This window comes from Kitasatospora sp. NPDC059462 (assembly GCF_042749955.1).
Lineage (GTDB): Bacteria > Actinomycetota > Actinomycetes > Streptomycetales > Streptomycetaceae > Kitasatospora.
In genome coordinates, this window is record NZ_JBHYUU010000024.1 from 44,250 (window position 1) to 66,702 (window position 22,453).

19 protein-coding genes and 1 tRNA gene are annotated in these 22,453 nt (G+C 72.4%); 12 read left to right on the top strand and 8 right to left on the bottom strand.

The genetic code is table 11. The features are described from left to right. The first annotated feature begins 44 nt into the window (after positions 1-44). The 3 genes from ACFXAM_RS09755 to ACFXAM_RS09765 all read left to right on the top strand — a co-directional run bounded on the left by ACFXAM_RS09755 (position 45) and on the right by ACFXAM_RS09765 (position 4,994). Positions 45-614 (top strand): hypothetical protein, encoded by a 570-nt coding sequence (locus tag ACFXAM_RS09755; protein WP_380289239.1) that lies wholly within the window; start codon positions 45-47, stop codon positions 612-614. 175 nt (positions 615-789) lie between these two features. Further along, positions 790-4,791 carry an ATP-dependent RNA helicase HrpA gene (gene hrpA, locus ACFXAM_RS09760; RefSeq protein ID WP_380289241.1) on the top strand — a complete coding sequence of 1,334 codons (4,002 nt, stop codon included), beginning with the start codon at positions 790-792 and terminating at the stop codon, positions 4,789-4,791. Positions 4,792-4,920: 129 nt separating this feature from the next. Then, positions 4,921-4,994 (top strand) — tRNA-Asp (locus ACFXAM_RS09765). 389 nt (positions 4,995-5,383) lie between these two features. Here ACFXAM_RS09765 and bldC read toward each other — a convergent pair. Further along, positions 5,384-5,590 (bottom strand): developmental transcriptional regulator BldC, encoded by a 207-nt coding sequence (bldC, locus tag ACFXAM_RS09770; protein ID WP_014137253.1) that lies wholly within the window; start codon positions 5,588-5,590, stop codon positions 5,384-5,386. Between the two features lie 572 nt (positions 5,591-6,162). Continuing rightward, a complete protein-coding gene (locus ACFXAM_RS09775; protein WP_380289244.1) occupies positions 6,163-7,074 on the bottom strand; it encodes a hypothetical protein in 912 nt (303 codons plus the stop codon). 246 nt (positions 7,075-7,320) lie between these two features. Here ACFXAM_RS09775 and ACFXAM_RS09780 point away from each other — a divergent pair, with 246 nt between their 5' ends. Next, positions 7,321-8,481 carry a Glu/Leu/Phe/Val dehydrogenase dimerization domain-containing protein gene (locus ACFXAM_RS09780; RefSeq protein ID WP_380289246.1) on the top strand — a complete coding sequence of 387 codons (1,161 nt, stop codon included), beginning with the start codon at positions 7,321-7,323 and terminating at the stop codon, positions 8,479-8,481. Between the two features lie 417 nt (positions 8,482-8,898). Further along, complete coding sequence (locus ACFXAM_RS09785; protein ID WP_327679361.1) at positions 8,899-9,156, top strand: DUF3073 domain-containing protein; 258 nt, start codon at positions 8,899-8,901, stop codon at positions 9,154-9,156. Between the two features lie 163 nt (positions 9,157-9,319). Here the strand turns inward: ACFXAM_RS09785 and purM are convergent, their stop codons facing one another. The 3 genes from purM to ACFXAM_RS09800 all read right to left on the bottom strand — a co-directional run bounded on the left by purM (position 9,320) and on the right by ACFXAM_RS09800 (position 13,230). Then, the gene (gene purM, locus ACFXAM_RS09790) at positions 9,320-10,405 is read right to left on the bottom strand and encodes a phosphoribosylformylglycinamidine cyclo-ligase (protein WP_380289251.1); all 1,086 of its coding nucleotides are present in this window, start codon (positions 10,403-10,405) and stop codon (positions 9,320-9,322) included. Between the two features lie 83 nt (positions 10,406-10,488). Continuing rightward, positions 10,489-12,072, bottom strand: a complete 1,584-nt coding sequence (gene purF, locus ACFXAM_RS09795; RefSeq protein ID WP_380289253.1) for an amidophosphoribosyltransferase — start codon at positions 12,070-12,072, stop codon at positions 10,489-10,491. A gap of 231 nt (positions 12,073-12,303) precedes the next feature. Beyond that, on the bottom strand, positions 12,304-13,230 hold the full coding sequence (locus tag ACFXAM_RS09800; RefSeq protein WP_380289255.1) for a diacylglycerol kinase: 927 nt from the start codon (positions 13,228-13,230) through the stop codon (positions 12,304-12,306). 126 nt (positions 13,231-13,356) lie between these two features. On the opposite strand from ACFXAM_RS09800, the gene ACFXAM_RS09805 reads away from it, so the two are divergent. From ACFXAM_RS09805 to ACFXAM_RS09835, 7 genes are all read left to right on the top strand, one after another. Then, entirely contained in the window at positions 13,357-14,640 is a 1,284-nt protein-coding gene (locus tag ACFXAM_RS09805; protein ID WP_380289257.1) for an adenylosuccinate synthase, read from the top strand. Positions 14,641-14,764: 124 nt separating this feature from the next. Next, positions 14,765-15,367: a GNAT family N-acetyltransferase gene (locus tag ACFXAM_RS09810; RefSeq protein ID WP_380289259.1), complete on the top strand. Its 603-nt coding sequence runs from the start codon at positions 14,765-14,767 to the stop codon at positions 15,365-15,367. A 537-nt stretch (positions 15,368-15,904) separates the two neighbouring features. Continuing rightward, entirely contained in the window at positions 15,905-16,768 is an 864-nt protein-coding gene (locus ACFXAM_RS09815; protein WP_380289261.1) for a helix-turn-helix domain-containing protein, read from the top strand. After that, a complete protein-coding gene (locus ACFXAM_RS09820; RefSeq protein WP_380289263.1) occupies positions 16,765-16,953 on the top strand; it encodes a DUF397 domain-containing protein in 189 nt (62 codons plus the stop codon). The genes ACFXAM_RS09815 and ACFXAM_RS09820 overlap by 4 nt, the downstream gene beginning before the upstream one ends. Before the next feature lie 14 nt (positions 16,954-16,967). After that, positions 16,968-17,156, top strand: a complete 189-nt coding sequence (locus ACFXAM_RS09825) for a DUF397 domain-containing protein (protein WP_380289265.1) — start codon at positions 16,968-16,970, stop codon at positions 17,154-17,156. A 255-nt stretch (positions 17,157-17,411) separates the two neighbouring features. Then, positions 17,412-19,142 (top strand): methionine--tRNA ligase, encoded by a 1,731-nt coding sequence (metG, locus tag ACFXAM_RS09830; RefSeq protein WP_380289267.1) that lies wholly within the window; start codon positions 17,412-17,414, stop codon positions 19,140-19,142. 155 nt (positions 19,143-19,297) lie between these two features. Then, entirely contained in the window at positions 19,298-19,621 is a 324-nt protein-coding gene (locus ACFXAM_RS09835) for a DUF6087 family protein (RefSeq protein ID WP_380289269.1), read from the top strand. A gap of 21 nt (positions 19,622-19,642) precedes the next feature. Here the strand turns inward: ACFXAM_RS09835 and ACFXAM_RS09840 are convergent, their stop codons facing one another. From ACFXAM_RS09840 to ACFXAM_RS09850, 3 genes are all read right to left on the bottom strand, one after another. Further along, positions 19,643-20,566 carry a class I SAM-dependent methyltransferase gene (locus ACFXAM_RS09840; RefSeq protein ID WP_380289271.1) on the bottom strand — a complete coding sequence of 308 codons (924 nt, stop codon included), beginning with the start codon at positions 20,564-20,566 and terminating at the stop codon, positions 19,643-19,645. A 29-nt stretch (positions 20,567-20,595) separates the two neighbouring features. Next, entirely contained in the window at positions 20,596-21,564 is a 969-nt protein-coding gene (locus ACFXAM_RS09845) for an NAD(P)/FAD-dependent oxidoreductase (protein ID WP_380289273.1), read from the bottom strand. Beyond that, on the bottom strand, positions 21,557-22,453 hold an 897-nt coding region (locus ACFXAM_RS09850), incomplete at its 5' end, for a hypothetical protein (protein ID WP_380289275.1). The genes ACFXAM_RS09850 and ACFXAM_RS09845, both read right to left, overlap by 8 nt.

Consider the following 22,453-nt stretch of genomic DNA (forward strand, 5'->3'; position numbering starts at 1 on the left):
CCCGGGTGATGATGGCCGGTCACCCGGGGCGTAGGCTGCCGGCCGTGGACGAACTGACCTTCCGCGCGAAGGACCGGTACCACTGGTCCTGGCCTTTCGCCGTCGTGGCCGGGATCGCCGTGGCCGTCGCCGGCGTCCGGGTCGTGCACGACTTCGGCACGACACCCCTCTCCTGGGCGATCGGCGCCCTCCCGGTCCTCCTCCTCCCCCGGCTGCCGGCCCGCGCGTCGTGGAGCACGGTGGGGCCCGCCGGGATCACCTTCCACGGGGCCTTCACCCGGCGCGGCCGCACCTACCCCTGGCACGAGGTCCGGTGGATGGAGGTGTACCGGCAGGAGACCCGGTTCGGGACGTACCGGACCCTGCAGATCCACTTCGCCGACGGGCGCAGCCGCTTCCTGCCCGGGCTCGTCCAGAACCACTCGCACCCCTCCCCCGACTTCGAGGAGCAGGTGTACCGCGTCCGCAACTGGTGGCACCTGAACACCGAACCCGCCGGCCGGGTCCGCCCGCCGAAGAAGTTCCTCGACCTCCCGACCTCCCAGCTGGTGGGCCTGGTCGCCGTGCTCGCCATCGGTCTCGTCCTCCCGGTGGTCGTCCTCCACCGGTGGTAGGAGCCCCCCTCCCCCGGTAGGAGCCCCCCTCCCGCACGCACCGCGTCCGCGCCGATCCGGACGGTGACCGCGGCACCCCGGGCCGCCGTTGGCAGCGGACGGGCGTCCCCTGTGACACTGGAGTCGCTCGAAAACCGAGGTGCGCTCCGCCGCATCTCCTTGCGAACCTAGAGGGATGCCCGCCGTGAGTTCTCCCGCAGTCCAGTCCGCCGCCGAGTCCGCCCGGAGCGACGGGCCCGGCATCGGCGAGCTGGCCGCGCGCCTGCCCGAGCTGACCCTGCGCGACCAGGTGCGGATCGGCCGCCGGCTGGACGGCGCGCGCCGGGTCCGCAAGCCCGAGGCGCGCGCGAAGATCGCCGCCGAGATCGCCGCCGACGTCGCCAGGGCCGAGCTGCTGGTCGAGCGCCGCCGCGCCGCCGTGCCCGCCGTCGACTACCCCGCCGAGCTGCCGGTCAGCCAGAAGAAGGACGAGATCCTCGAAGCCGTCCGCGACCACCAGGTGGTGATCGTGGCGGGCGAGACCGGCTCCGGCAAGACCACCCAGATCCCGAAGATCTGCCTGGAGCTGGGCCGCGGCGTGCGCGGTCTGGTCGGCCACACCCAGCCCCGCCGGATCGCCGCCCGTACGGTGGCCGAGCGGGTCGCCGAGGAGCTGCGCAGCCCGCTCGGCGAGGCGGTCGGCTGGAAGGTCCGGTTCACCGACCAGGTCGGCCCGGACACCCTGGTCAAGCTGATGACCGACGGCATCCTGCTCGCGGAGATCCAGACCGACCGCGAGCTGCGCCAGTACGACACCCTGATCATCGACGAGGCGCACGAGCGCAGCCTCAACATCGACTTCCTGCTCGGCTACCTCAAACAGCTGCTGCCCCGCCGCCCCGACCTCAAGGTGATCATCACCTCGGCGACCATCGACCCGGAGCGGTTCTCCCGGCACTTCGAGGATGCCCCGATCGTCGAGGTCTCCGGCCGCACCTACCCGGTCGAGGTCCGCTACCGCCCGGTCGTGGACGAGGCCGGCGAGGACGGCGACGCCGACGAGGCGGACCGCGACCGCGACCAGATCCAGGCGATCTGCGAGGCCGCCGAGGAGCTCCAGGCCGAGGGCCCGGGCGACATCCTGGTCTTCCTCTCCGGGGAGCGCGAGATCCGCGACACCGCCGACGCGCTCACCAGGCTGAAGCTGAAGAGCACCGAGATCCTGCCGCTCTACGCCCGGCTGAGCTCCGCCGAGCAGCACAAGGTCTTCCAGCGCTCCTCCTCCCGCCGGATCGTGCTGGCCACCAACGTCGCCGAGACCAGCCTCACCGTCCCCGGCATCAAGTACGTGATCGACCCGGGCACCGCCCGGATCTCCCGCTACAGCCACCGCACCAAGGTCCAGCGGCTGCCGATCGAGGCGATCAGCCAGGCCAGCGCCAACCAGCGCAAGGGCCGCTGCGGCCGCACCTCGGACGGCATCTGCATCCGGCTCTACTCGGAGGAGGACTTCCTCTCCCGCCCCGAGTTCACCGACGCCGAGATCCTGCGCACCAACCTGGCCTCGGTCATCCTCCAGATGACCGCCGCCGGACTCGGCGACATCGCCGCCTTCCCGTTCCTGGACCCGCCGGACTCCCGCAACATCAAGGACGGCATCAGCCTGCTGCACGAGCTGGGCGCGCTCGACCCGGAGGAGAAGGACGTCCGCAAGCGGCTCACCCCGCTCGGCCGCAAGCTGGCCCAGCTCCCGGTGGACCCGCGGATGGCCCGGATGGTGCTGGAGGCGGACAAGAACGGCTGCGTGCGCGACGTCATGGTGATCGCCGCGGCGCTCTCCATCCAGGATCCGCGCGAGCGCCCCGCCGAGAAGCGCCAGGCCGCCGACGAACGGCACCGCCGGTTCACCTCGGAGACCTCCGACTTCCTCTCCTTCCTGTCGATGTGGCGCTACGTGCGCGAGCAGCAGCGCGAGCTGTCCTCCTCCGCGTTCCGCCGGATGTGCAAGGCCGAGTTCCTCAACTACCTGCGGATACGGGAGTGGCAGGACATCTACTCCCAGCTGCGCACGGTCGCCAAGCAGCTCGGCGTCACCATCGAGGAGGCGCACGACGACGCCGAGCCGGACGCCGACCGGATCCACCAGTCGCTGCTGGCCGGCCTGCTCTCCCACCTCGGCCTGTACGACGTGGAGAAGCGCGAGTACGGCGGCGCGCGCGGCGCCCGGTTCGCGGTCTTCCCCGGCTCCGGCCTGTTCAAGAAGCCGCCGCGCTGGGTGATGTCCGCCGAGCTGGTGGAGACCTCCCGGCTCTGGGCCCGGATCAACGCGAAGATCGAGCCGGAGTGGGTCGAGCCGCTGGCCGGCCACCTGGTGAAGCGCAGCTACAGCGAGCCGCACTGGGAGAAGAAGGCCGGGGCCGTCATGGCCTTCGAGAAGGTCACCCTCTACGGGGTGCCGGTGGTCGCCCAGCGCAAGGTCAACTACGGCCGGATCGACCCGGAGCTCTGCCGCGAGCTGTTCATCCGCAACGCCCTGGTCGAGGGCGACTGGGAGACCCACCACCGCTTCTTCGCCGAGAACCGCAAGCTGCTCAGCGAGGTCGAGGAGCTGGAGAACCGGGCCCGCCGCCGGGACATCCTGGTCGACGACCAGACCCTGTTCGACTTCTACGACGGCCGGCTGCCCGACGACGTCGTCTCCACCCGGCACTTCGACTCCTGGTGGAAGCAGGCCCGCCGGGAGCAGCCCGACCTGCTCAACTTCGAGAAGTCGATGCTCATCAACGACGCCGCCGACGGCGTCGCCGAGGCCGACTACCCGGACCACTGGCAGCAGGGTGCGCTCCGCTTCAAGCTCACCTACCAGTTCGAGCCGGGCAGCGACGCGGACGGCGTGACCGTGCACATCCCGCTGCCGGTGCTCAACCAGGTCACCGCGGAGGGCTTCGACTGGCAGATCCCCGGTCTGCGCGAGGAGCTGGTCACCGCCTGGATCAAGGCGCTGCCGAAGGCGGTGCGGCGCAACTTCGTGCCCGCCCCGGACTACGCCCGCGCCGCGCTGCGCGAGCTGAAGGGCCACCAGGAGCGCCAGGAACCGCTGCTGCCGGCCCTGGAGCACGCCCTGAAGCGCCTGACGGCGGTGACCGTGCCCCCGGAGGCCTGGGACGAGGAACGCGTCCCCGAGCACCTCAAGGTGACCTTCCGGGTGGTGGACGGCCGCAAGAAGCTCGCCGAGTCCAAGGACCTGGAGGACCTCCGGCTGCGGCTCAACCCGAAGCTGAAGGAGACGCTCTCCTCGGCCGCCTCCGGCCGGGGCATCGAGCGGTCCGGGCTGACCGCCTGGCCGGAGGACCTGCCGGTGCTGCAGCGCACCTTCGAGCAGCGCTCCCGCGGCCACTCGCTGCGCGCCTACCCGGCGCTGGTGGACGAGCGGGAGACGGTCGGCATCCGGCTGTTCGACACCCCGGAGGCGCAGGAGGCGGCGATGTGGGAGGGCACCCGGCGGCTGCTGATGCTCTCCACCACCTCGCCCGCCAAGTCGATCCAGGGCCGGCTGGGCAACCAGGCCAAGCTGGCGCTGTCGTACAACCCGCACGGCTCCGTTCCGGCGCTCTTCGAGGACGTGGTGGCCTGCGCCGCGGACCGGCTGATGACGCTGGCCGGCGGTCCGGCCTGGGACGAGGCGGCGTTCGGCGTGCTGCGCGACAAGGTCCGGGCCGACCTGTACGACCTCTCGGCGGACACCACGCTGAAGACGGCCACCGCGCTGATCGCCTTCCACAAGGCGTCGACCCGGCTGAAGTCGGTGAGCAGCCCGGTGCTGCTGAACGCGGTGAACGACATCCGGCTGCACCTGGCCTCGCTGGTGCACCCGGGCTTCGTCGCCGAGACCGGCTGGCAGCGGCTGCCGGACCTCAAGCGCTACCTGCTGGCGGTGGACCGCCGGCTGGAGGCGCTGCCCAACCACCCGCAGCGCGACGCCCAGCAGCTGCTGAAGGTGCAGCAGGTCCAGCGGGCCTACGGGGAGCTGCTGGCGGCCGTGCCGGCCGGGCGGCAGCCGTCCCCGGAGGTGCGGGCGATCCGCTGGATGATCGAGGAGCTGCGGGTCAGCTTCTTCGCGCAGTCGCTGGGCACGCCCTCGCCGGTCTCGGAGAAGCGGATCACCAAGGCGATGGAGGCGGCCAGGGCCACGCTCTGAGCTGCGCCGGGGGCCCCCGGGAGCCGGTTCGGAGCCGGTTCGACCTGGGGCCCCCACATGGGCTACGATCTGTCTTGTTCGCAGCGCGGCCCGCAAGGGAGAGCGGAGCGGACGGATCAGGAACACTCTGGTCCCGTGGAGCAGTTGGTTAGCTCGCCACCCTGTCAAGGTGGAGGTCGCGGGTTCAAGTCCCGTCGGGATCGCCGTAGGCGAAAGGCCCGGAACCGTTTGGTTCCGGGCCTTTCGCGTTTCCCGCTCCGGCCCTTTTACCCGGACTAGGTCTAGACCACAAGTGACCGTGCGTGTGATAGTCGTCACCCGCCTTTCCCGGGAACCGCCCGTTCGGACACCCTTCCCAGAAGGCACTAATTTAATATGTAAAATTGTACTGCTATTCACAGTAAATCCCCCCCACCCCTTCCCCCTCAAATCGTTATCCGGAGTTCAACATTCCGGGGTGGATCGCATCAGTACGACAGTCCTGTAGAACGCACTCCGCGGGGGTGCGCCGGGACAAACAAAGGGGCTGCTTACCGGACCCGGCGGAGTCCGGTAAGCAGCCCCTTCGAAAGAGCCTTGAGCGTTCGACCTGTCAGGCCTCGGTGCGCTGCGCCGGAATACCGGCCAGCAGGGCGCGCACCTCCGCCTCACGGTAACGGCGATGGCCGCCCAGCGTGCGGATCGACGTGAGCTTGCCGGCCTTGGCCCAGCGGGTCACGGTCTTGGGATCCACACGGAACATGGTGGCGACCTCTGCCGGAGTCAGCAGGGGCTCGGCATCGGGGGTACGAGCGGTCATGAGCGGCCTCCTCGGGAGAACCGAACCAGGGCGGTTCTATCCTTCAAATTCTGCACCTTGGCCCGCGATGCCCGAAATGGCATAGACGGGCCGAGTCGGTTATAGGACGAACGGCTTGTCCTGGTGTCTACAACTACACCATCCGTCCAGCCCTATCGACCAAACCGCCAAAATTGACCCCTCACGGGTTCAAGCCCGGCGGATGGCGATGGACCACCCCATAACGGGCGGTCACCCTATAGTGACATTCGGTTACGAGGGGACCAGACCCGCCGTTTCCCCGCAAAGCACGCATCGACTCCAGAACCACCCAAAAGTGGGCACGCTCACGTGAACTTGGGCTGGTTGTCCCATTTTTGCACATAGGGGTGAGTTCGCGTCAACAGTGAGTAGTGTCACGTTCGACAGGTATTGACCCGAACCGGGACCTTGGTCATACGGCTCAGGCCGTAGGACTCTTACAGTCTTACAAGTACCACCGACGCCCGCCCCGGCCAGCGGTGACGCCGCCTCAGCCGGCCCGCGCCCGCCCGCACCCGCACCCGTGGCCGCCCGCACGCGGCCCGCCCGGCTCAGTTCGCGTGGCGCAGCGCCAGCACCTGCCGCCAGCGCACCGTCAGCGCCTCGTAGGCCCGCAGCGCCTCCGCCGAGTCCCCCGCCCGCAGCGCCCGCAGCCCGTCCTCCAGTTCCCCCGCCGAACGGTCCGCCAACAGCCGCTCCGGCCCCAGCAGATGCACCAGCCCCCCGTAGTCCAGCTCCACCAGCGACCGCGGATGGAACTCCTCCAGCCACCGCCCGACCTGCTCCGCCCCCCGCACCAGCTCCCCTTCCGGCACCGCCTCGCGCAGCGCCCGGTACGCCCGGGCCACCCGGCGGCGCGCCTGCGCCATCGGCGTCAGGTAGAACAACGACGCCCGGTCCCCCCGGACCCCTTCCCCCTCCTTCTCCCCCGCCCCTGCGGGAACGAAGCATCGATCCTCGTCCCCGAACGGCAGGAACCACCGCACCGGCACCTCCCACCGGCTGGTGAGGATCCACGGCCGGGCGTCCGGGTGGTCCGCCCGCCAGCGCTCCCGGTCCGCCTCCGCCTCGGCCCGGGTGGCCGGCGGCAGCGCGGTGTCCAGCAGCGCCACCGGCGCCCCGGCCCGCAGCTCCTCCAGGGCCTGCCAGTTGCGCAGCCTGGTCGCCCAGGGGCAGATGTACAGCACCCCGTCCACCAGCCGGACGAAGGCCCGCTCGCTCTCCCGCTCCGGCAGCGCCCGCGGGGTCCGGCCGACCAGCTCGGCCAGCGCCGTCCGCTGCTCCGCCAGCGCCGCCGCGGCCACCGAGCGGCCCGCCTCCGGCGCGTCCGGGCCGTGCTCCGCCGCGTAGACCTGCCAGTGCGCCCGCTCGGGCTCCGGGTAGGCGGCCAGCGGCTCGTAGACCCGCAGGTGCGCGGCGTAGGGCGGCAGCACGGAGGTACGCACGACGGTCACGTCCTGCATCGTCGCACGCACCCCCCGCCGCCCGGGAGTGTCCGGTCGCCGCGGGCCGGCCGGCGCCGGGCGGCGGCGCCGTTCGCGGACGCGCCCCCGGGGCCCGAACGGGCTGCTGGCGCCCTCTTCGTCTCACCCCTCGGACAAGCGGCCCGAGCTTCGTCAAGGGTGCGGATCGGCGACGCCCTCGGGGCTACGCTTCGCCCTAGGCGCCCGCACCACAGCAAGCGGGCCTCGAATACTGGAGTCACCACAGTGACCGACGTACAGACCGCCGCCCCCTCGCACTCCGCACCCGGCGTGCTCGGCAGGATCTTCGGCAACTCCCAGGACGGCGCCACCGGCGACGGCCACGAGCAGGTCGTGCTCTGCCACGACCGCTCCTCCGGGCTGAAGGCGATCATCGCCATCCACTCCACCGCGCTGGGCCCGGCCCTCGGCGGCACCCGCTTCTTCCCGTACGCCTCCGAGGAGGCGGCGCTGGAGGACGCGCTCAACCTCTCCCGCGGCATGTCCTACAAGAACGCGCTCGCCGGGCTCGACCTCGGCGGCGGCAAGGCCGTCATCATCGGCGACCCGAACAAGGACAAGAACGAGGCGATGCTCCGCGCCTACGGCCGGTTCGTCGAGTCGCTGCGCGGCCGCTACATCACCGCCTGCGACGTGGGCACCTACGTCCAGGACATGGACGTCGTGGCGCGCGAGACCGGGTTCGTCACCGGCCGCTCGCCCGAGCACGGCGGCGCCGGCGACTCCTCCATCCTGACCGCCTTCGGCGTCTTCCAGGGCATGCGCGCCTCCGCCCAGGCCCGCTGGGGCCAGCCCACCCTGCGCGGCAAGCGGGTCGGCGTGGCCGGCGTCGGCAAGGTCGGCCACTACCTGGTCGGTCACCTGGTCGCCGACGGCGCCACCGTGGTCGTCACCGACGTCTCCGAGGCCGCCGTCAACCGGGTGCGCGCCGCCCACCCGGAGGTGGAGGTCGTCGCCGACACCGCCGCGCTGCTCCAGGCCAAGCTGGACGTCTACGCGCCCTGCGCGCTCGGTGGAGCGCTCACCGACGACAGCGTGGCCGCGCTGGGCGAGCACGGCACCGTCGTCGTCTGCGGCGCCGCCAACAACCAGCTGGCCCACCCGGGCGTCGAGAAGGACCTCGCCGACCGCGGCATCCTCTACGCCCCGGACTACCTGGTGAACTCCGGCGGCGTCATCCAGGTCGCCGACGAGATCGACGGCTTCAACTTCGAGCGCGCCAAGAACAAGGCGACGAAGATCTTCGACACCACCCTGGAGATCTTCACCCGGGCCGCCGCCGACGGCGTGCCGCCGGCCGTCGCCGCCGACCGGCTCGCCGAGAAGCGGATGCGCGAGATCAGCGCGCTGCGCTCGGTGCTGCTGCCGGGCGCCCGCCGGGGCTGATCCCGGCCGGACCGCGAGCGGACCCGGCCCGGTGACCGGCCGGTGACCGACCGATGGTGCGCGGGGGGCGTCCCCATCCGTCCCCCGCGCATCACAATGTGGAACCGGATTCTCACTTCTGCACCCGATCGGGTGATCCAACGTCCCCCTTGGGGGGATAATCGGTGCGGAAACAACGGACCTGAGACACCTGCGGACAGCGCACAGAAAGCCGCAAAACCTCCCCTGACCTGGGACGACCTGGTCGCGGGTGCGGCTGGTGCGCGCCACGTCACACCGACGACGTACCGTCCAGCGGCAGAAACAGGTACCGTTGATGCTCCAAGGGACGGTTCTCCCCATTCGGGCAGGCCGCTCCTGATCATGAACACGTGTCAGACTCGGGGCCGTGAGCCCCATCGTTGAGGGGGTCGACCCATGGGGCGCGGCCGGGCCAAGGCCAAGCAGACGAAGGTCGCCCGCGAGCTGAAGTACAACAGCGGCGGGTTCGACGCCAATCGTCTCTCCAGCGAGCTGGGCGTATCGCCCTCCACCTCCCCGATCGAGCCGGAGCCGATCGAAGAGGACGAGGACGACGACCCGTACGCGGAGTACGCGGCTCGTTACGCCGATGACGGCGAGGACGACGACACCGAGTCGGGTACCGGGCCCTCCCAGGCCCGCCGTCGCGCGTAGTCTCCCAGTCTGACCGGACCGGCTTCGGTGCCCAGCGCACCGGGCCGGTTTTCGGCGTTCCCGCACGACCGCACCGACGGGCCCGCCCCGGACGGCGCGGCGGGCGGACGCGAAGGGCCCCTCCGGCACGGCCGGAGGGGCCCTCGTGCGTCACCGGACGGGCTCAGCCCGCCGTGAAGCCCTCGTAGGCGTTGTAGAGGGCCGCGCCCTCGGTGTGCTCGTCGGTGCGCTCGACGATGTCGCCCAGCACCCAGGACTCCACGCCGCGGTCCTCCAGGACCGCCAGCACGGCGTCCACCGAGTGCGGCGGGACGACCGCGACCATGCCGACGCCCATGTTGAGCGTCTTCTCGATCTCCAGGGTGGCCACCTTGCCGACCTCGGCGACGGTCCGGAAGACCGGCAGCGGGGTCCAGGTGCCGCGGTCCAGGCGGGCGTGCAGGCCGGCCGGGATCACCCGGGCCAGGTTGGCCGCCAGGCCGCCGCCGGTGACGTGCGAGAAGGCGTGCACCTCGGTCGCCCGGATCAGCGCCAGGCAGTCCAGCGAGTAGATCCGGGTCGGCTCCAGCAGCTCCTCGCCGAGCGTGCGGCCGAACTCCTCGACCTTGCGGTCCAGCTTCCAGCCGGCCTGGTTCAGCAGCACGTGGCGGACCAGCGAGTAGCCGTTGGAGTGCAGGCCGGAGGCGGCCATCGCGATCACCACGTCGCCCGCCCGGACGCGCTCGGCGCCCAGCAGCTCGTCCGCCTCGACGACGCCGGTGCCGGCGCCCGCGACGTCGTACTCGTCCGGCCCGAGCAGGCCCGGGTGCTCGGCGGTCTCGCCGCCGACCAGGGCGCAGCCGGCCAGCGCGCAGCCCTCGGCGATGCCCTTGACGATCGAGGCGACCCGCTCCGGGACGACCTTGCCGACGCAGATGTAGTCGGTCATGAACAGGGGCTCGGCACCGCACACCACGATGTCGTCGACGACCATGCCGACCAGGTCGTGGCCAATGGTGTCGTGCTTGTCCATGGCGGCCGCGAGGGCCACCTTGGTCCCCACGCCGTCGGTGGCCGAGGCCAGCAGCGGCCGGCGGTAGTCCTTGAAGGCGGAGACGTCGAAGAGGCCGGCGAAGCCGCCGAGACCGCCGACCACCTCGGGGCGGTTGGCCTTCTTCACCCACTGCTTCATGAGCTCGACGGCGCGGTCGCCCGCCTCGATGTCGACGCCGGCGGCGGCGTAGGTGGCGCCGTTCTGGTCGGTAGTCACTGCTGTGCGGCCCTCTCGGGTCTGTGGTGGGGGTTGGAACGCCGGTGGGGTCCCGGTTGCGGGACCCCACCGCGGGTTCGTCGTTACGGGCGGCGCAGCGCGTCGGCCGCGCCCGCCCCGCCGAGCAGCGACTGGACGCCGTCCAGGTCGCTGCCGCTGGTCGGCTTGCCGCGGACCGCGGGGGTCTGCTGGCCGCCCTTGATCTCGGCCTCCAGCAGGAGCTTGCCGAGCAGCGCCGGGTCCGGCAGCTCCATCGGGTACTCGCCGTCGAAGCAGGCTCGGCAGAGCCGGTCCTTCGGCTGTTTGGTGGCCTCGATCATGCCGTCGATCGAGATGTAGGAGAGCGAGTCCGCGCCGAGCGTGCGGCCGATCTCCTCGATCGTCATGCCGTTGGCGATCAGCTCCGCGCGGGTGGCGAAGTCGATGCCGAAGAAGCACGGCCACTTCACCGGCGGCGAGGAGATCCGGATGTGGACCTCGGCGGCGCCGGCCTCGCGGAGCATCTTCACCAGGGCGCGCTGGGTGTTGCCGCGGACGATCGAGTCGTCGACCACGACCAGGCGCTTGCCCTGGATGACCTCGCGCAGCGGGTTGAGCTTGAGCCGGATGCCCAGCTGGCGGATGGTCTGGCTGGGCTGGATGAAGGTGCGGCCCACGTAGGCGTTCTTCACCAGGCCGGAGCCGTACGGGATGCCGCTGGCCTCGGCGTAGCCGATGGCGGCCGGGGTGCCGGACTCGGGCGTCGCTATCACCAGGTCGGCCTCGACCGGGGCCTCCTTCGCCAGCCGGCGGCCCATCTCCACGCGGGAGAGGTGGACGTTGCGGCCGGCGATGGTGGTGTCCGGGCGGGCCAGGTACACGTACTCGAAGACGCAGCCCTTGGGCTTCGCCTCGGCGAAGCGCGAGGTGCGCAGGCCGTTCTCGTCGATGGCGATGAGCTCGCCGGGCTCGACCTCGCGGATGAAGGAGGCGCCGCAGATGTCCAGCGCCGCCGTCTCGGAGGCGACCACCCAGCCGCGCTCCAGCCGGCCCAGCACCAGCGGGCGGATGCCCTGCGGGTCACGGGCGGCGTAGAGCGTGTTCTCGTCCATGAAGACGAGCGAGAAGGCGCCCTTGACCTTGGGCAGGACGACCTTCGCCGTCTCCTCGATGGAGAGGTCCGGGTGGCCGGCGAGCAGCGCCGTCACCAGGTCGGTGTCATTGGTCGCGGCCGTCCGCCCGGAGCGGGAGACGTGCTCCTCGCCGGGGAGTTCGGCGACCATCGCCGCCAGTTCGGCGGTGTTCACCAGGTTTCCGTTGTGACCGAGGGCCAGGGAGCCGTGCACGGTCGCCCGGAAGGTCGGCTGGGCGTTCTCCCAGACCGAGGAACCGGTGGTCGAGTAGCGGGCGTGTCCGACGGCGATATGCCCGTGCAACGACCCCAGCGAGGCCTCGTCGAAGACCTGGGAGACGAGTCCCATGTCCTTGAAGACGAGAATCTGGGAGCCGTTGCTCACTGCGATGCCCGCGGATTCCTGACCGCGGTGCTGCAGGGCGTAAAGGCCGAAGAACGTGAGCTTGGCGACCTCCTCGCCGGGAGCCCAGACACCGAAGACGCCGCAAGCGTCCTGGGGGCCTTTCTCGCCGGGAAGAAGATCGTGGTTGAGTCTTCCGTCACCACGTGGCACGCCTTCGAGTCTAGGCCAGCCGACCCGGCGTTCCGGCACCCGGTCGGCCGGATCTGAACGGGTGTGGGCCGGTAACGCGCGTAGACAAAACCCCTTACCAGCGGCGGGTTTCGCCGTCCGGACCCGGCCGGCGAACGCGCCGGGCCTTGCGGTTCGCGCCCGTTGGCGCGTTCCGGGCGGGTACGGCGCTTCGCCCCGCGTTCGCCCGCCGTTCGTCCAACGTGAGCCTGCTCACCCGGGGGCCCCGTCGGCGCGGGAGGCCCGGGCGGCGGGCAGCAGCAGGCCCCAGCACCCCGGGTGGACCGTCCAGGTGCGGGCCCGGACCGGGCCGACCGGGTGGCCGTCCGCCTCGTAGCCGAAGCCGCGGCCGGCCACCGAGACGCTGGCCGCCCGGGCCCGGAGCAGGGCGCCGGGGGCGCGCACCACGATCTCCATCACGCCCTCGCCGGCCGAGTCGCCGGACGGCAGGGTCACCTGGACCACCCGGACCGGCCGGTGCACGTCGGCGAGCAGCCGCCCGTCCGCCTCGACCCGCAGCCGGGAGCTCTGCTCGCCGTGGCCCGGCTCGCCGCGTCCGGTGCGCCCGGCCGGTCCGGTCCGCGCGACCCGCTCCGGGGTGAGTACGGTCCCCTGCTCGGCCGCAGCCAGTTTCGCCCATAGCGAACGCCAGCCGCTCGGACGGCCCACCGGGCGCCGCGCCCCGCCGCCCGAGATCCGCACCCCGCCGAGCGCCACCCCGCCGCCGTCGTCCACCAGCAGGTCCAGCTTCCGCGCCGCCCCCGCCAGCACCGCCCGCGCGGCCGCGACCGGAGCCGGCGGCACGCCCAGCCCGCGGGCCGCCGCCACCTCCTCCGGACGGCCGACCGGGACCAGCCCCACCGGGTCCGTCCCCAGCTCACGTTGGCGGTACAGCGCCTGGAGCACCCGCTGCAGCGCGAGATCGGAACCGATCACGACCGGTCGCCTCCGGCCGCGGTGCGAAAGCACCCGGTCGAGCTCGGAGGGCGTCTCCGGGCAGGCCACCTTGACGTCCGTCCCGCCGGAGAGAACGTCCTTCGCGATCCGCACCGACTCGCCGTCGGACTGCCGGGCCGCCGGGTCGAGGAGCAGCAGGAGCGGCTCCGGGCCGCCGGTTGCAGGCGTGGACTGGGACGACACAACCGGTCCTTCCTCAGGTAATCTCTCGGTGCAAGAGCCCCTTGCGCTATTGCGCCAGGGGCTTCGTCTATCTCGGGGCAGACTGCGGCCTACGCAGGATGCCCCAACCGGAAGGGGTGTACGCCTGTGCCGGCACTCGTGCTCGTTGGCGCTCAGTGGGGAGACGAGGGCAAGGGGAAGGCGACCGACCTCCTCGGCGGCTCCGTCGACTACGTCGTCCGCTACCAGGGCGGCAACAACGCCGGTCACACGGTGGTCATCGGCGACCAGAAGTACGCGCTGCACCTGCTGCCTTCCGGCATCCTCAGCCCGAACGTGACGCCGGTGATCGGCAACGGCGTCGTCATCGACCCGGGCGTGCTGCTCTCCGAGCTCAACGGCCTGAACGAGCGCGGCATCGACACCTCCAAGCTGCTGATCTCGGGCAACGCCCACCTGATCACGCCGTACCACCGCACCCTGGACAAGGTCACCGAGCGCTTCCTCGGCAAGCGCCGGATCGGCACCACCGGCCGCGGCATCGGCCCGACCTACGCGGACAAGATCAACCGGGTCGGCATCCGGGTCCAGGACCTCTTCGACGAGTCGATCCTGCGCCAGAAGATCGAGGCGGCGCTGCACGACAAGAACCAGCTGCTGGTCAAGCTGTACAACCGCCGCGCCATCCCCGCCGACCTGGTGCTGGAGGAGTACCTGGGCTACGCGGACAAGATCAAGCCGTTCCTCGCCGACACCACGCTGGTGCTCGACGAGGCGCTGAAGGCCGGAAAGGTCGTCCTGCTGGAGGGCGGCCAGGGCACCCTGCTCGACGTCGACCACGGCACCTACCCGTTCGTCACCTCCAGCAACCCGACCTCGGGCGGCGCCTGCACCGGCTCCGGCATCGGTCCCACCAAGATCGACCGGGTCATCGGCATCCTGAAGGCCTACACCACCCGCGTCGGCTCCGGCCCGTTCCCGACCGAGCTGCTCGACGAGGACGGCGAGGCGCTGCGCCGCATCGGCGGCGAGCGCGGCGTGACCACCGGCCGCGACCGCCGCTGCGGCTGGTTCGACGCGGTGATCGCGCGCTACGCGACCCGGGTCAACGGCCTGACCGACTTCTTCCTCACCAAGCTCGACGTGCTCACCGGCTGGGAGCAGATCCCGGTCTGCGTGGCGTACGAGATCGACGGGCAGCGGGTCGAGGAGCTGCCGTACAACCAGTCCGACTTCCACCACGCCAAGCCGGTCTACGAGACGCTGCCGGGCTGGAGCGAGGACATCAGCAGGGCGAAGACCTTCGCCGAGCTGCCGAAGAACGCCCAGGCGTACGTGAAGGCGCTGGAGGAGATGTCGGGCGCCCCGATCTCCGCCATCGGCGTCGGCCCGGGCCGGGACGAGACGATCCAGATCAACTCGTTCCTGTAGGCACCGCCGTCGGGAAGGCCCTGCGGACCGGACGGTCCGCAGGGCCTTCCTTTCGCCCTCACATCTTTGCACTAGCGCAAAATACCATTGCCTCTAGTGCATTCACGGACTACCGTTCCGGATCATGACCGCGAAGCTGCCCGTCCCCGTCACCCTCACCGGCCGCCACGTCCGCCTGGAGCCGCTGGACCGCCGCCACCTGTCCGACCTGTGGAGCACCGTCGGCCCCGACCCCGAGGTGTGGCGGTGGATCCCGTTCGGCGCTCCGGCGTCGGAGGAGGAGCTGGGGGCGATCCTGGACGTCCGGCTCGCCGAGGCGGCGGCCGGGAAGGCCGTGAAGTTCGCCGTGATCGAGCTCGCCACCGGCCGGGCCGTCGGCATCACCGGCTACTACGCGTTCGACGCGCAGGACGAACTGGTCGAGATCGGCGGCACCTGGTACGCCCGGTCGGTGTGGCGCACCGCCGTCAACACCGAGGCGAAGCTGCTGCTGCTCGTGCACGCGTTCGACGAGTTGGGCATGGGTCGGGTGTTCTGGAAGACCGACGCGCTCAACGACCGCTCGCGCAACGCGATCCTGCGTCTCGGCGCCCGGTTCGAGGGCGTCCACCGCCGCGAGAAGCGTCGCGCCGCCGGCGTCTGGCGCGACACCGCGTACTTCTCGATGCTGCGCGACGAGTGGCCGGACGCCCGCGCCCGCCTGGAGCAGCGGCTCGCCGCCGGCTGAGCGCGACCGGCCCTACGGATCCTTGCGGGGCGCCAAGTCCCGTTTGCCCGAACGCCGTTCCCGCGGCTGACGGGTCGCGATGATCTGCGCCACCACTCCGACGAAGACCACCGACACCAGCAGGCCCGTCAGCAACACCACGGCCATCAGCGATCGACCGCCGCCACGGCCGGGACCGCCCCGCCGCACACCCCGATGAGTTCCACACCCCAGTCATCGGCCAAAGGGGCGGCGAGGTCAAGCCCCCGCCCGCATGTTCGACCCGCGCCCGTCGCGACGGCGCCGCGCGGCCGCGCGCGGCGCGGCCCGTCGAACGCGGGCCCGGTCCCCGGTGGAAGCAACATCGACTGTCTCCAGTCCAGTTGAGGGGTGGAGCCGACTGCCGGCGCAGGCCGGCCCCGTGCCGACGACGTTAGGGTTCCAGGGGCAACTGTTGCTACTGCTTCTGGCGCACTTCACCCCATCGAGCGACCTTGTGGACCCGGTGTCCACGGGGCGGCAAACTGCACCGGAGGCACCGACCGAGGAGAGACGCGCATGCCACCACGCCTGTCGCCCAGCGTGCGCCAGCAACGGCTCGGCTCGGAACTGCGCAGGCTGCGGGAGCACGCGGGCATGACGTCCAAGGCCATGGCGGCGGCCCTGGGCACCGACGTCCCCAAGATCTCCCAGATGGAGAACGGCAAGTCGGGCATCAGCGCCGACCGCCTCCGCTCCTGGGCCTCCGCCTGCCGCTGCGCCAACCTCCCGCTGATCGAGGCCCTGACCCTGATGACCCAGGACCGCGGCAAGCACTGGTGGCACCACTTCCGCGGCCGGGTCCCGGCCGGCATGCTCGACATCGCCGAGCTCGAACACCACGCCGAGTCGCTGCTCGTCCTCAACACGACCTCGATCCCCGGACTGCTCCAGACCAGCCGCTACGCCGCCGCGATGTTCGCCCGGCTGCGGCCGCCGCTCCCCCGCCACGACGCCGACGTCCGGACCGCCTTCCGCACCGAACGCCAGCAGGTCCTCTCCGCCGGGCGGCCGTTCACGGCGTTCATACACGAGGCCGCGCTGCGGATGCAGTTCGGCGGCCCCACCGTCCTGCGGGAACAGCTGGCCAGCCTGCTCGACGACGCCGAGCGCCCCGGGGTCACCCTGCGGGCGATCCCCTTCGCGGTCGACACCTACCCGGGCTCCGGCGAGGACCTCTTCCTCGCCCACGGCCCGGTGCCCGAACTCGACACGGTGCAGATCGACCTCACCCAGGGGCCGCAGTTCATCGACTCGGAGGCGGACCTGGCCTCCTACCGCGCCATCGTCGCCGAGTCCGACTCGCTCGCCCTGGGCCCCGAGGAGACCCACGAGTTCATCCGGCGCATCATGACGGACCTGAAAGGCCGGCAACCCCGATGACCGACTGGCAGAAGTCCTCGATGAGCGGCAACAGCAACCAGTGCGTCGAAGTGCGGGCCGCCGGCGACCGCATCGAGCTCCGCGAGTCCGACGCCCCCGACGCGATCGTCACCACCACCCGCCCGACGTTCGCGCTGTGCATCGAGGCCGTCAAGCACGGCGCGTTCGACCACCTCATCCCGTGAAGGAGACCCTCCCGATGGACACCTGGCAGAAGGCCGCCCCCGGCGGCGAGGGCGACGACGCCCTGGAGATCCGCACCGTCGACGGCATGGTCGAGATCCGCGACCCCAGGAACGACGCCGTCATCGTCCGCACCACCCCCCGCAAGTGGGCCGCCTTCGTCCTCGGCGTGAAGGCCGGCGAGTTCGACCACTTCGTCGCCTGACCTCCCCGCCGCCCGCACCGGCCCCCGCACCGGGGGCCGGTGCGGGCGCCCGCTCCCGGCACGGCACCCGGGAAAATGGGCGCGAGGCGGCGGGGCGGGCTTCGCTAGGATTGGGGAGCCCACAGTGGAACGTCGCTCTGGCCGGCAGCCCGGGAGGCGGCGCCTGTGCCCCGTTCCCTCCGCAGCCCCAGACCCTGCGCCCGTCACGGCACTCCGGGACAGGGGTGCGTGCGGGAGAAATCGGAGCATCCGAGGATGGCTCGGCACCTGATCACCAGCGCCCTCCCCTACATCAACGGGATCAAGCACCTGGGCAACATGGTCGGGTCCATGCTGCCGGCGGACGTCTACGCGCGGTACCTGCGGCAGCGCGGGCACGAGGTGCTGTACATCTGCGCGACCGACGAGCACGGCACGCCCGCCGAGCTGGCCGCACAGGAGGCCGGGCTGCCGGTGGCGGAGTTCTGCGCCCGGGCGCACGAGCAGCAGAAGGCGGTGTACGACGGCTTCCGGCTGTCGTTCGACTACTTCGGCCGCAGCTCCTCGCCGCAGAACCGGGAGATCACCCAGGAGATCGCGCGCGAGCTGCACGCCAACGGGTTCATCGAGGAGCGGGCGATCCGCCAGGTGTACTCCAACGCGGACGGCCGCTTCCTGCCGGACCGGTACATCGTCGGCACCTGCCCGCACTGCGGCTACGACAAGGCGCGCGGCGACCAGTGCGAGAACTGCACCCGGGTCCTGGACCCGACGGACCTGCTGGAGCCGCGCTCGGCGATCAGCGGCAGCGCCGACCTGGAGGTGCGGGAGACCACGCACCTGTTCCTGCTCCAGTCGAAGCTGACCGGGCAGGTGGAGGACTGGGTCGCCGCGCACGGCGACGAGTGGCCGGTGCTGGCCTCCTCGATCGCCCGCAAGTGGCTGACCGAGGGCCTGCAGGACCGCGCGATCACCCGTGACCTGGAGTGGGGCGTGCCGGTGCCGGCCGACGTGTGGCCGGAGCTGGCGGCCGCCGGCAAGGTCTTCTACGTCTGGTTCGACGCGCCGATCGAGTACATCGGCGCCACCAAGGAGTGGGCGGACGCGGCCCCGGCCGGCGAGCTGCGGGACTGGAAGTCCTGGTGGTACGAGGCGGACGACACCGTCCGCTACACCGAGTTCATGGCCAAGGACAACGTCCCGTTCCACACCGTGATGTTCCCGGCCACCATCCTCGGCTCGCGCAGGCCGTGGAAGAAGGTCGACTACGTCAAGGCCTTCAACTGGCTGACGTACTACGGCGGGAAGTTCTCCACCAGCCAGAAGCGGGGCATCTTCACGGACGTCGCCCTGGAGCTGCTGCCGGCCGACTACTGGCGCTACTTCCTGATGGCGCACGCCCCCGAGTCGGACGACTCCAGCTTCACCTGGGACCTCTTCGCCTCGGTGGTCAACAAGGACCTCGCCGACACCCTCGGCAACTTCGTCAACCGGGTGCTGTCCTTCAGCCGCAAGCGGTTCGGCGACGACGTGCCGGCCGGGCACCCGGCGGGCGGGGCGGAGGAGCGGCTGGGCGCGCAGATCGCCGAGCTGCTGGCCGACTACGAGACCCAGCTGGAGGCGCTCAACTTCCGCAAGGCGGCGCAGAGCCTGCGCACGCTGTGGAGCGCGGGCAACGCCTACCTGGACGAGAAGGCGCCCTGGCTGCAGGTGAAGACCGACCCGGAGGCGGCCGCGCTGACCCTGCGCACGGCCATGAACCTCATCCACCTGTACGCGGTGGTCTCCGAGCCGTTCATCCCGACGGCGGCGCAGGCGATGCGCGAGGCCTTCGCGCTGCCGGCCGACACCCCCGCGCGCACCGCCGCCTGGGTGGACGCGGACGCGGCGCGGGCGCTGGACGCGGTGCCGGCCGGGATGCCGTTCACGGTGCCGCCGGTGCTGTTCGCCAAGATCACCGACGAGGACCTGGCCACCTGGACCGAGCGCTTCGGCGGCGGCGCGTAGGCGGCCGGCCCTCGCCGGAGGGCCGATGACGGACGGCCGCCTCCCTCATGGGGGCGGCCGTCCATCGGTTTTTCACCCGATCGTGGAATCGCCCGGCCCACGGCGGATCGGCGAGACTGGCCGTCCCCGACCGATCCGCCAGGGAGGTGCCGACGATGGACGCCGAGGACGAGCCGTTGGCCGAGTGGTACGCCGAGCGGGCGCGCCGCCGCCGGGCACCGGGGACACGGGACGCGATCACCCTCGCGCCCGGCCCGCGGCGCGCGGCGCACCTCTTCCAGGACGTCCCCCGGCTGGTGGTCGAGTGGGACGGCCACACCTGGCAGCCCGTCGCGGTGGCCGAGAACTACGCCGCGGCCTACCCGCTGATCGTCCGCCCGCAGCCGCCCGGCGGGCCGCAGCCGGTGTTCCCGCAGACGGACGCGCCCGTCCCGCTGCTGCGCAGGGGGACGGGCCGGCACCGCAAGCCGGACCGCTGACCGGGGGGCGGGCCCCGGGAATCAGGCCGCGCGGGCGGTGTGGACGGTGAGGGCCGCGAGGTAGAAGGCGTCGGGACGGGCGAGGATGCCGGTGGGGGCGTCGCGGTCCAGCAGCGCGTCCAGGGCGGCGAGGTCGGTGCCGTCCAGCAGATCGGCGAACTGCTCGCGGCGGCGGGCGAGTTGGACGTACAGGAACTCGCGGGCCGGGGTGTCCAGCGGGGCCGGGTGGTCGACCAGGAAGGTCCGGCTGCCGACCGGGACCAGGCCGGCGGCGGCCAGCATGGCCGGCCAGTCCTCGACCACCGCCACGGTGCCCGGGACGGCCGCGCGCATCGCCGCGAAGGTCTCCTCGTGCGCCGCGTCCAGCCGGGCCTGGAGGCCCGGGCGGCCGACACCGAGGTCACGCGGGAGGTAGCGGGCCGGCAGGCCGCGTTCGGCGACGGCCAGCACGCCGCCCGGGCGCAGGGTCGCGGCCAGCGCGGTCAACGCGGCCTGCTGGTCGCCGAGATGGTGGATCGCGTTGCCGGACCAGACCAGGTCGGCGGCGCCGAGCGTGCCGAAGTCCTCCGGCAGGTCGGCGCGCAGGGTCGCGACCCGGCCGACCGAACGCGTCCGGGCGCGCTCCAGCAGGGCGGCGGACTGGTCGACGGCGACGACCTCGGCGGCCGGGAAGGCGTCCGCGAGCAGCCCCGCGATCACCCCGGGGCCGCTGCCCACGTCGAGCACCCGGCGGACGGGGGTGGTGTCCAGCAGCCCGCCCAGCCACCGGGCGGCCTCGGTGACGGCCGTGGCCTGGACGCCGGCCTCGCGCTCCAGGTGGACGGCGAGGGCGTCCCAGTCGACGTCGGTGCCCGGGCCGTGGTCATGGCCGTGGCCGTGGCCGTGGTGGGCGTGGGAGTGGCCGTGGTCGTGGGCCGGCTGAGGGGTGTGGGCGTGCCGGGTCATGGGGGACTCCGTCCTCTCGGTGGATCGGTTCAGGCGGCGGCGAGGGCGCGGTCGACGTCCTCCTCCACCAGGTCGTGGTTGAGCGCGAACGCCGCCGCGGCGCCCGCTCCGGCGGCGGTGACCACCTGGGCGCGCGGGTCGGCGACATTGCCCACCGCCCACACCCCGGGCACGCTGGTGCGGCCCGTGCGGTCGGTGGCCACCCAGCCCTGCGGGTCCCGCGCGCAGGCCGGCCCGAACAGCAGGGCGTCCCGGGGCACCATGTGCGGGAAGAGGAACACCGCCTCGCGCGGCACGGCCGTGCCGTCCGCCAGTTCGACGCCGCGCAGCCGGTCGTCGGTGACCACCACCCGCTCGACCTCGCCCTCGACGACCCGCACGCCCCGGGCGGCGAGCTTGGCGCGGTCGTCCGCGGAGAGCTCCAGGGTGTGCGCGAGGAGCACCACGTCCGCCGACCACTGGCGCACCAGCAGGGCCTGGTGCACCGCGCCCGGGTGGGTGCCGAGCACGCCGAGCGGGCGGTCGCGCACCTCGTAGCCGTGGCAGTACGGGCAGTGCAGCACATCGCGGCCCCAGCGGCCGGCCAGGCCGGGCAGCTCCGGCAGGCCGTCGCGCAGACCGGTGGCGACGACCACCCGGCGGGCCCGCAGCGCCGGGCCGCCGGCCAGGTGGACGTCGAAGGCGGGCGCGTCCGCGGCCGGCACCGGCTCGATGTGGTCCACCCGGGCGTCGAACAGGTCGACGCCGTACCCCGCCAGTTCGGCGCGGCCGGCCTCCAGCAGCGCGGCCGGGGCCACGCCGTCCCGGGAGAGGAAGCCGCCCATCCGCGCGGCCGGGGCGTTGCGCGGCTGCCCCGCGTCCACCACGGCCACCCGGCGGCAGGCCCGGGCGAGCACCAGGGCCGCGCTCAGCCCGGCGGCGCCGCCGCCGACCACCACGACGTCATGGCCGTCGGCGGCGGGGTACTCGGGAACGGTTCCGGTTCGCGTGTCACTCACGGCGATCACCTCCACCGCCAGGCTGCGCCGACCACCGGGCGGGAGGCAACTTTCGTTGCTGTTTCGGCAACGCCCGCCCGGGCCGCCGGGCGGTGCGCCGCCAGTACGAGCGGGCCGCCACCGCCAGCGCCGTCCCGTACACGGCGAACGCGCCCAGCCCGATCCAGGCGACCAGCAGGGTGTCCGCCGCCGTGGGGAAGTCCCCGCGCGGCACCTCCACCACCCCCGCCGTGGCCAGCGCCGACCAGCCGACGCCGACCACCCCGTACGGCGCCAGCGTCCCCACGCCCAGCAGGGCGGGCGCCAGCGGCAGCCAGCGCGGGACCGGCCGCCCGGCCAGCGGGAGGGTCCAGCGCGGGAACACCTGCCCCCAGGGGCGGACCAGCCCCCAGAGCAGGAACACCCCGAGCCCCGCCAGCAGCGCCGTCCCGTCCAGGCCCCAGGACTCCAGGGTGAGCCAGATCCCGGAGGCGCCGTTGCGCACCGCGGCGGCGTGCAGGTCGGCCCCGCTCACCCCGGCGAAGGTGCCGCCGGACGCCCAGAACAGCTTCATCGCGACGTACGGGACGAACGCCGCGCTCCCCGCGAGCGCCGTCAGCTGGACCGCCCCCGGGGCCGCCGACGGGACGGGGGCGACGCCGGGGACGGGGACGGCGCCGCCGGGGTCGCCAGGGTCGCCGGGGTCGCCGTCCGCCGGGGCGACGGCGGGAGCCCCGGAGCGCGCCGCGGCCGCGAGCAGACCCGTGCCGAGCGCCGCCAGCAGGTGCTGCGCCGTTCCCGGGCCGCTGTCCACGCCCTGCCCGAACAGCAGCGTGATCACGTCCATCAGCAGGCCGAACGCGCCCGCCCCGGCCGGCCCGCACAGCCCCCACAACACCTTCCGCAGCGC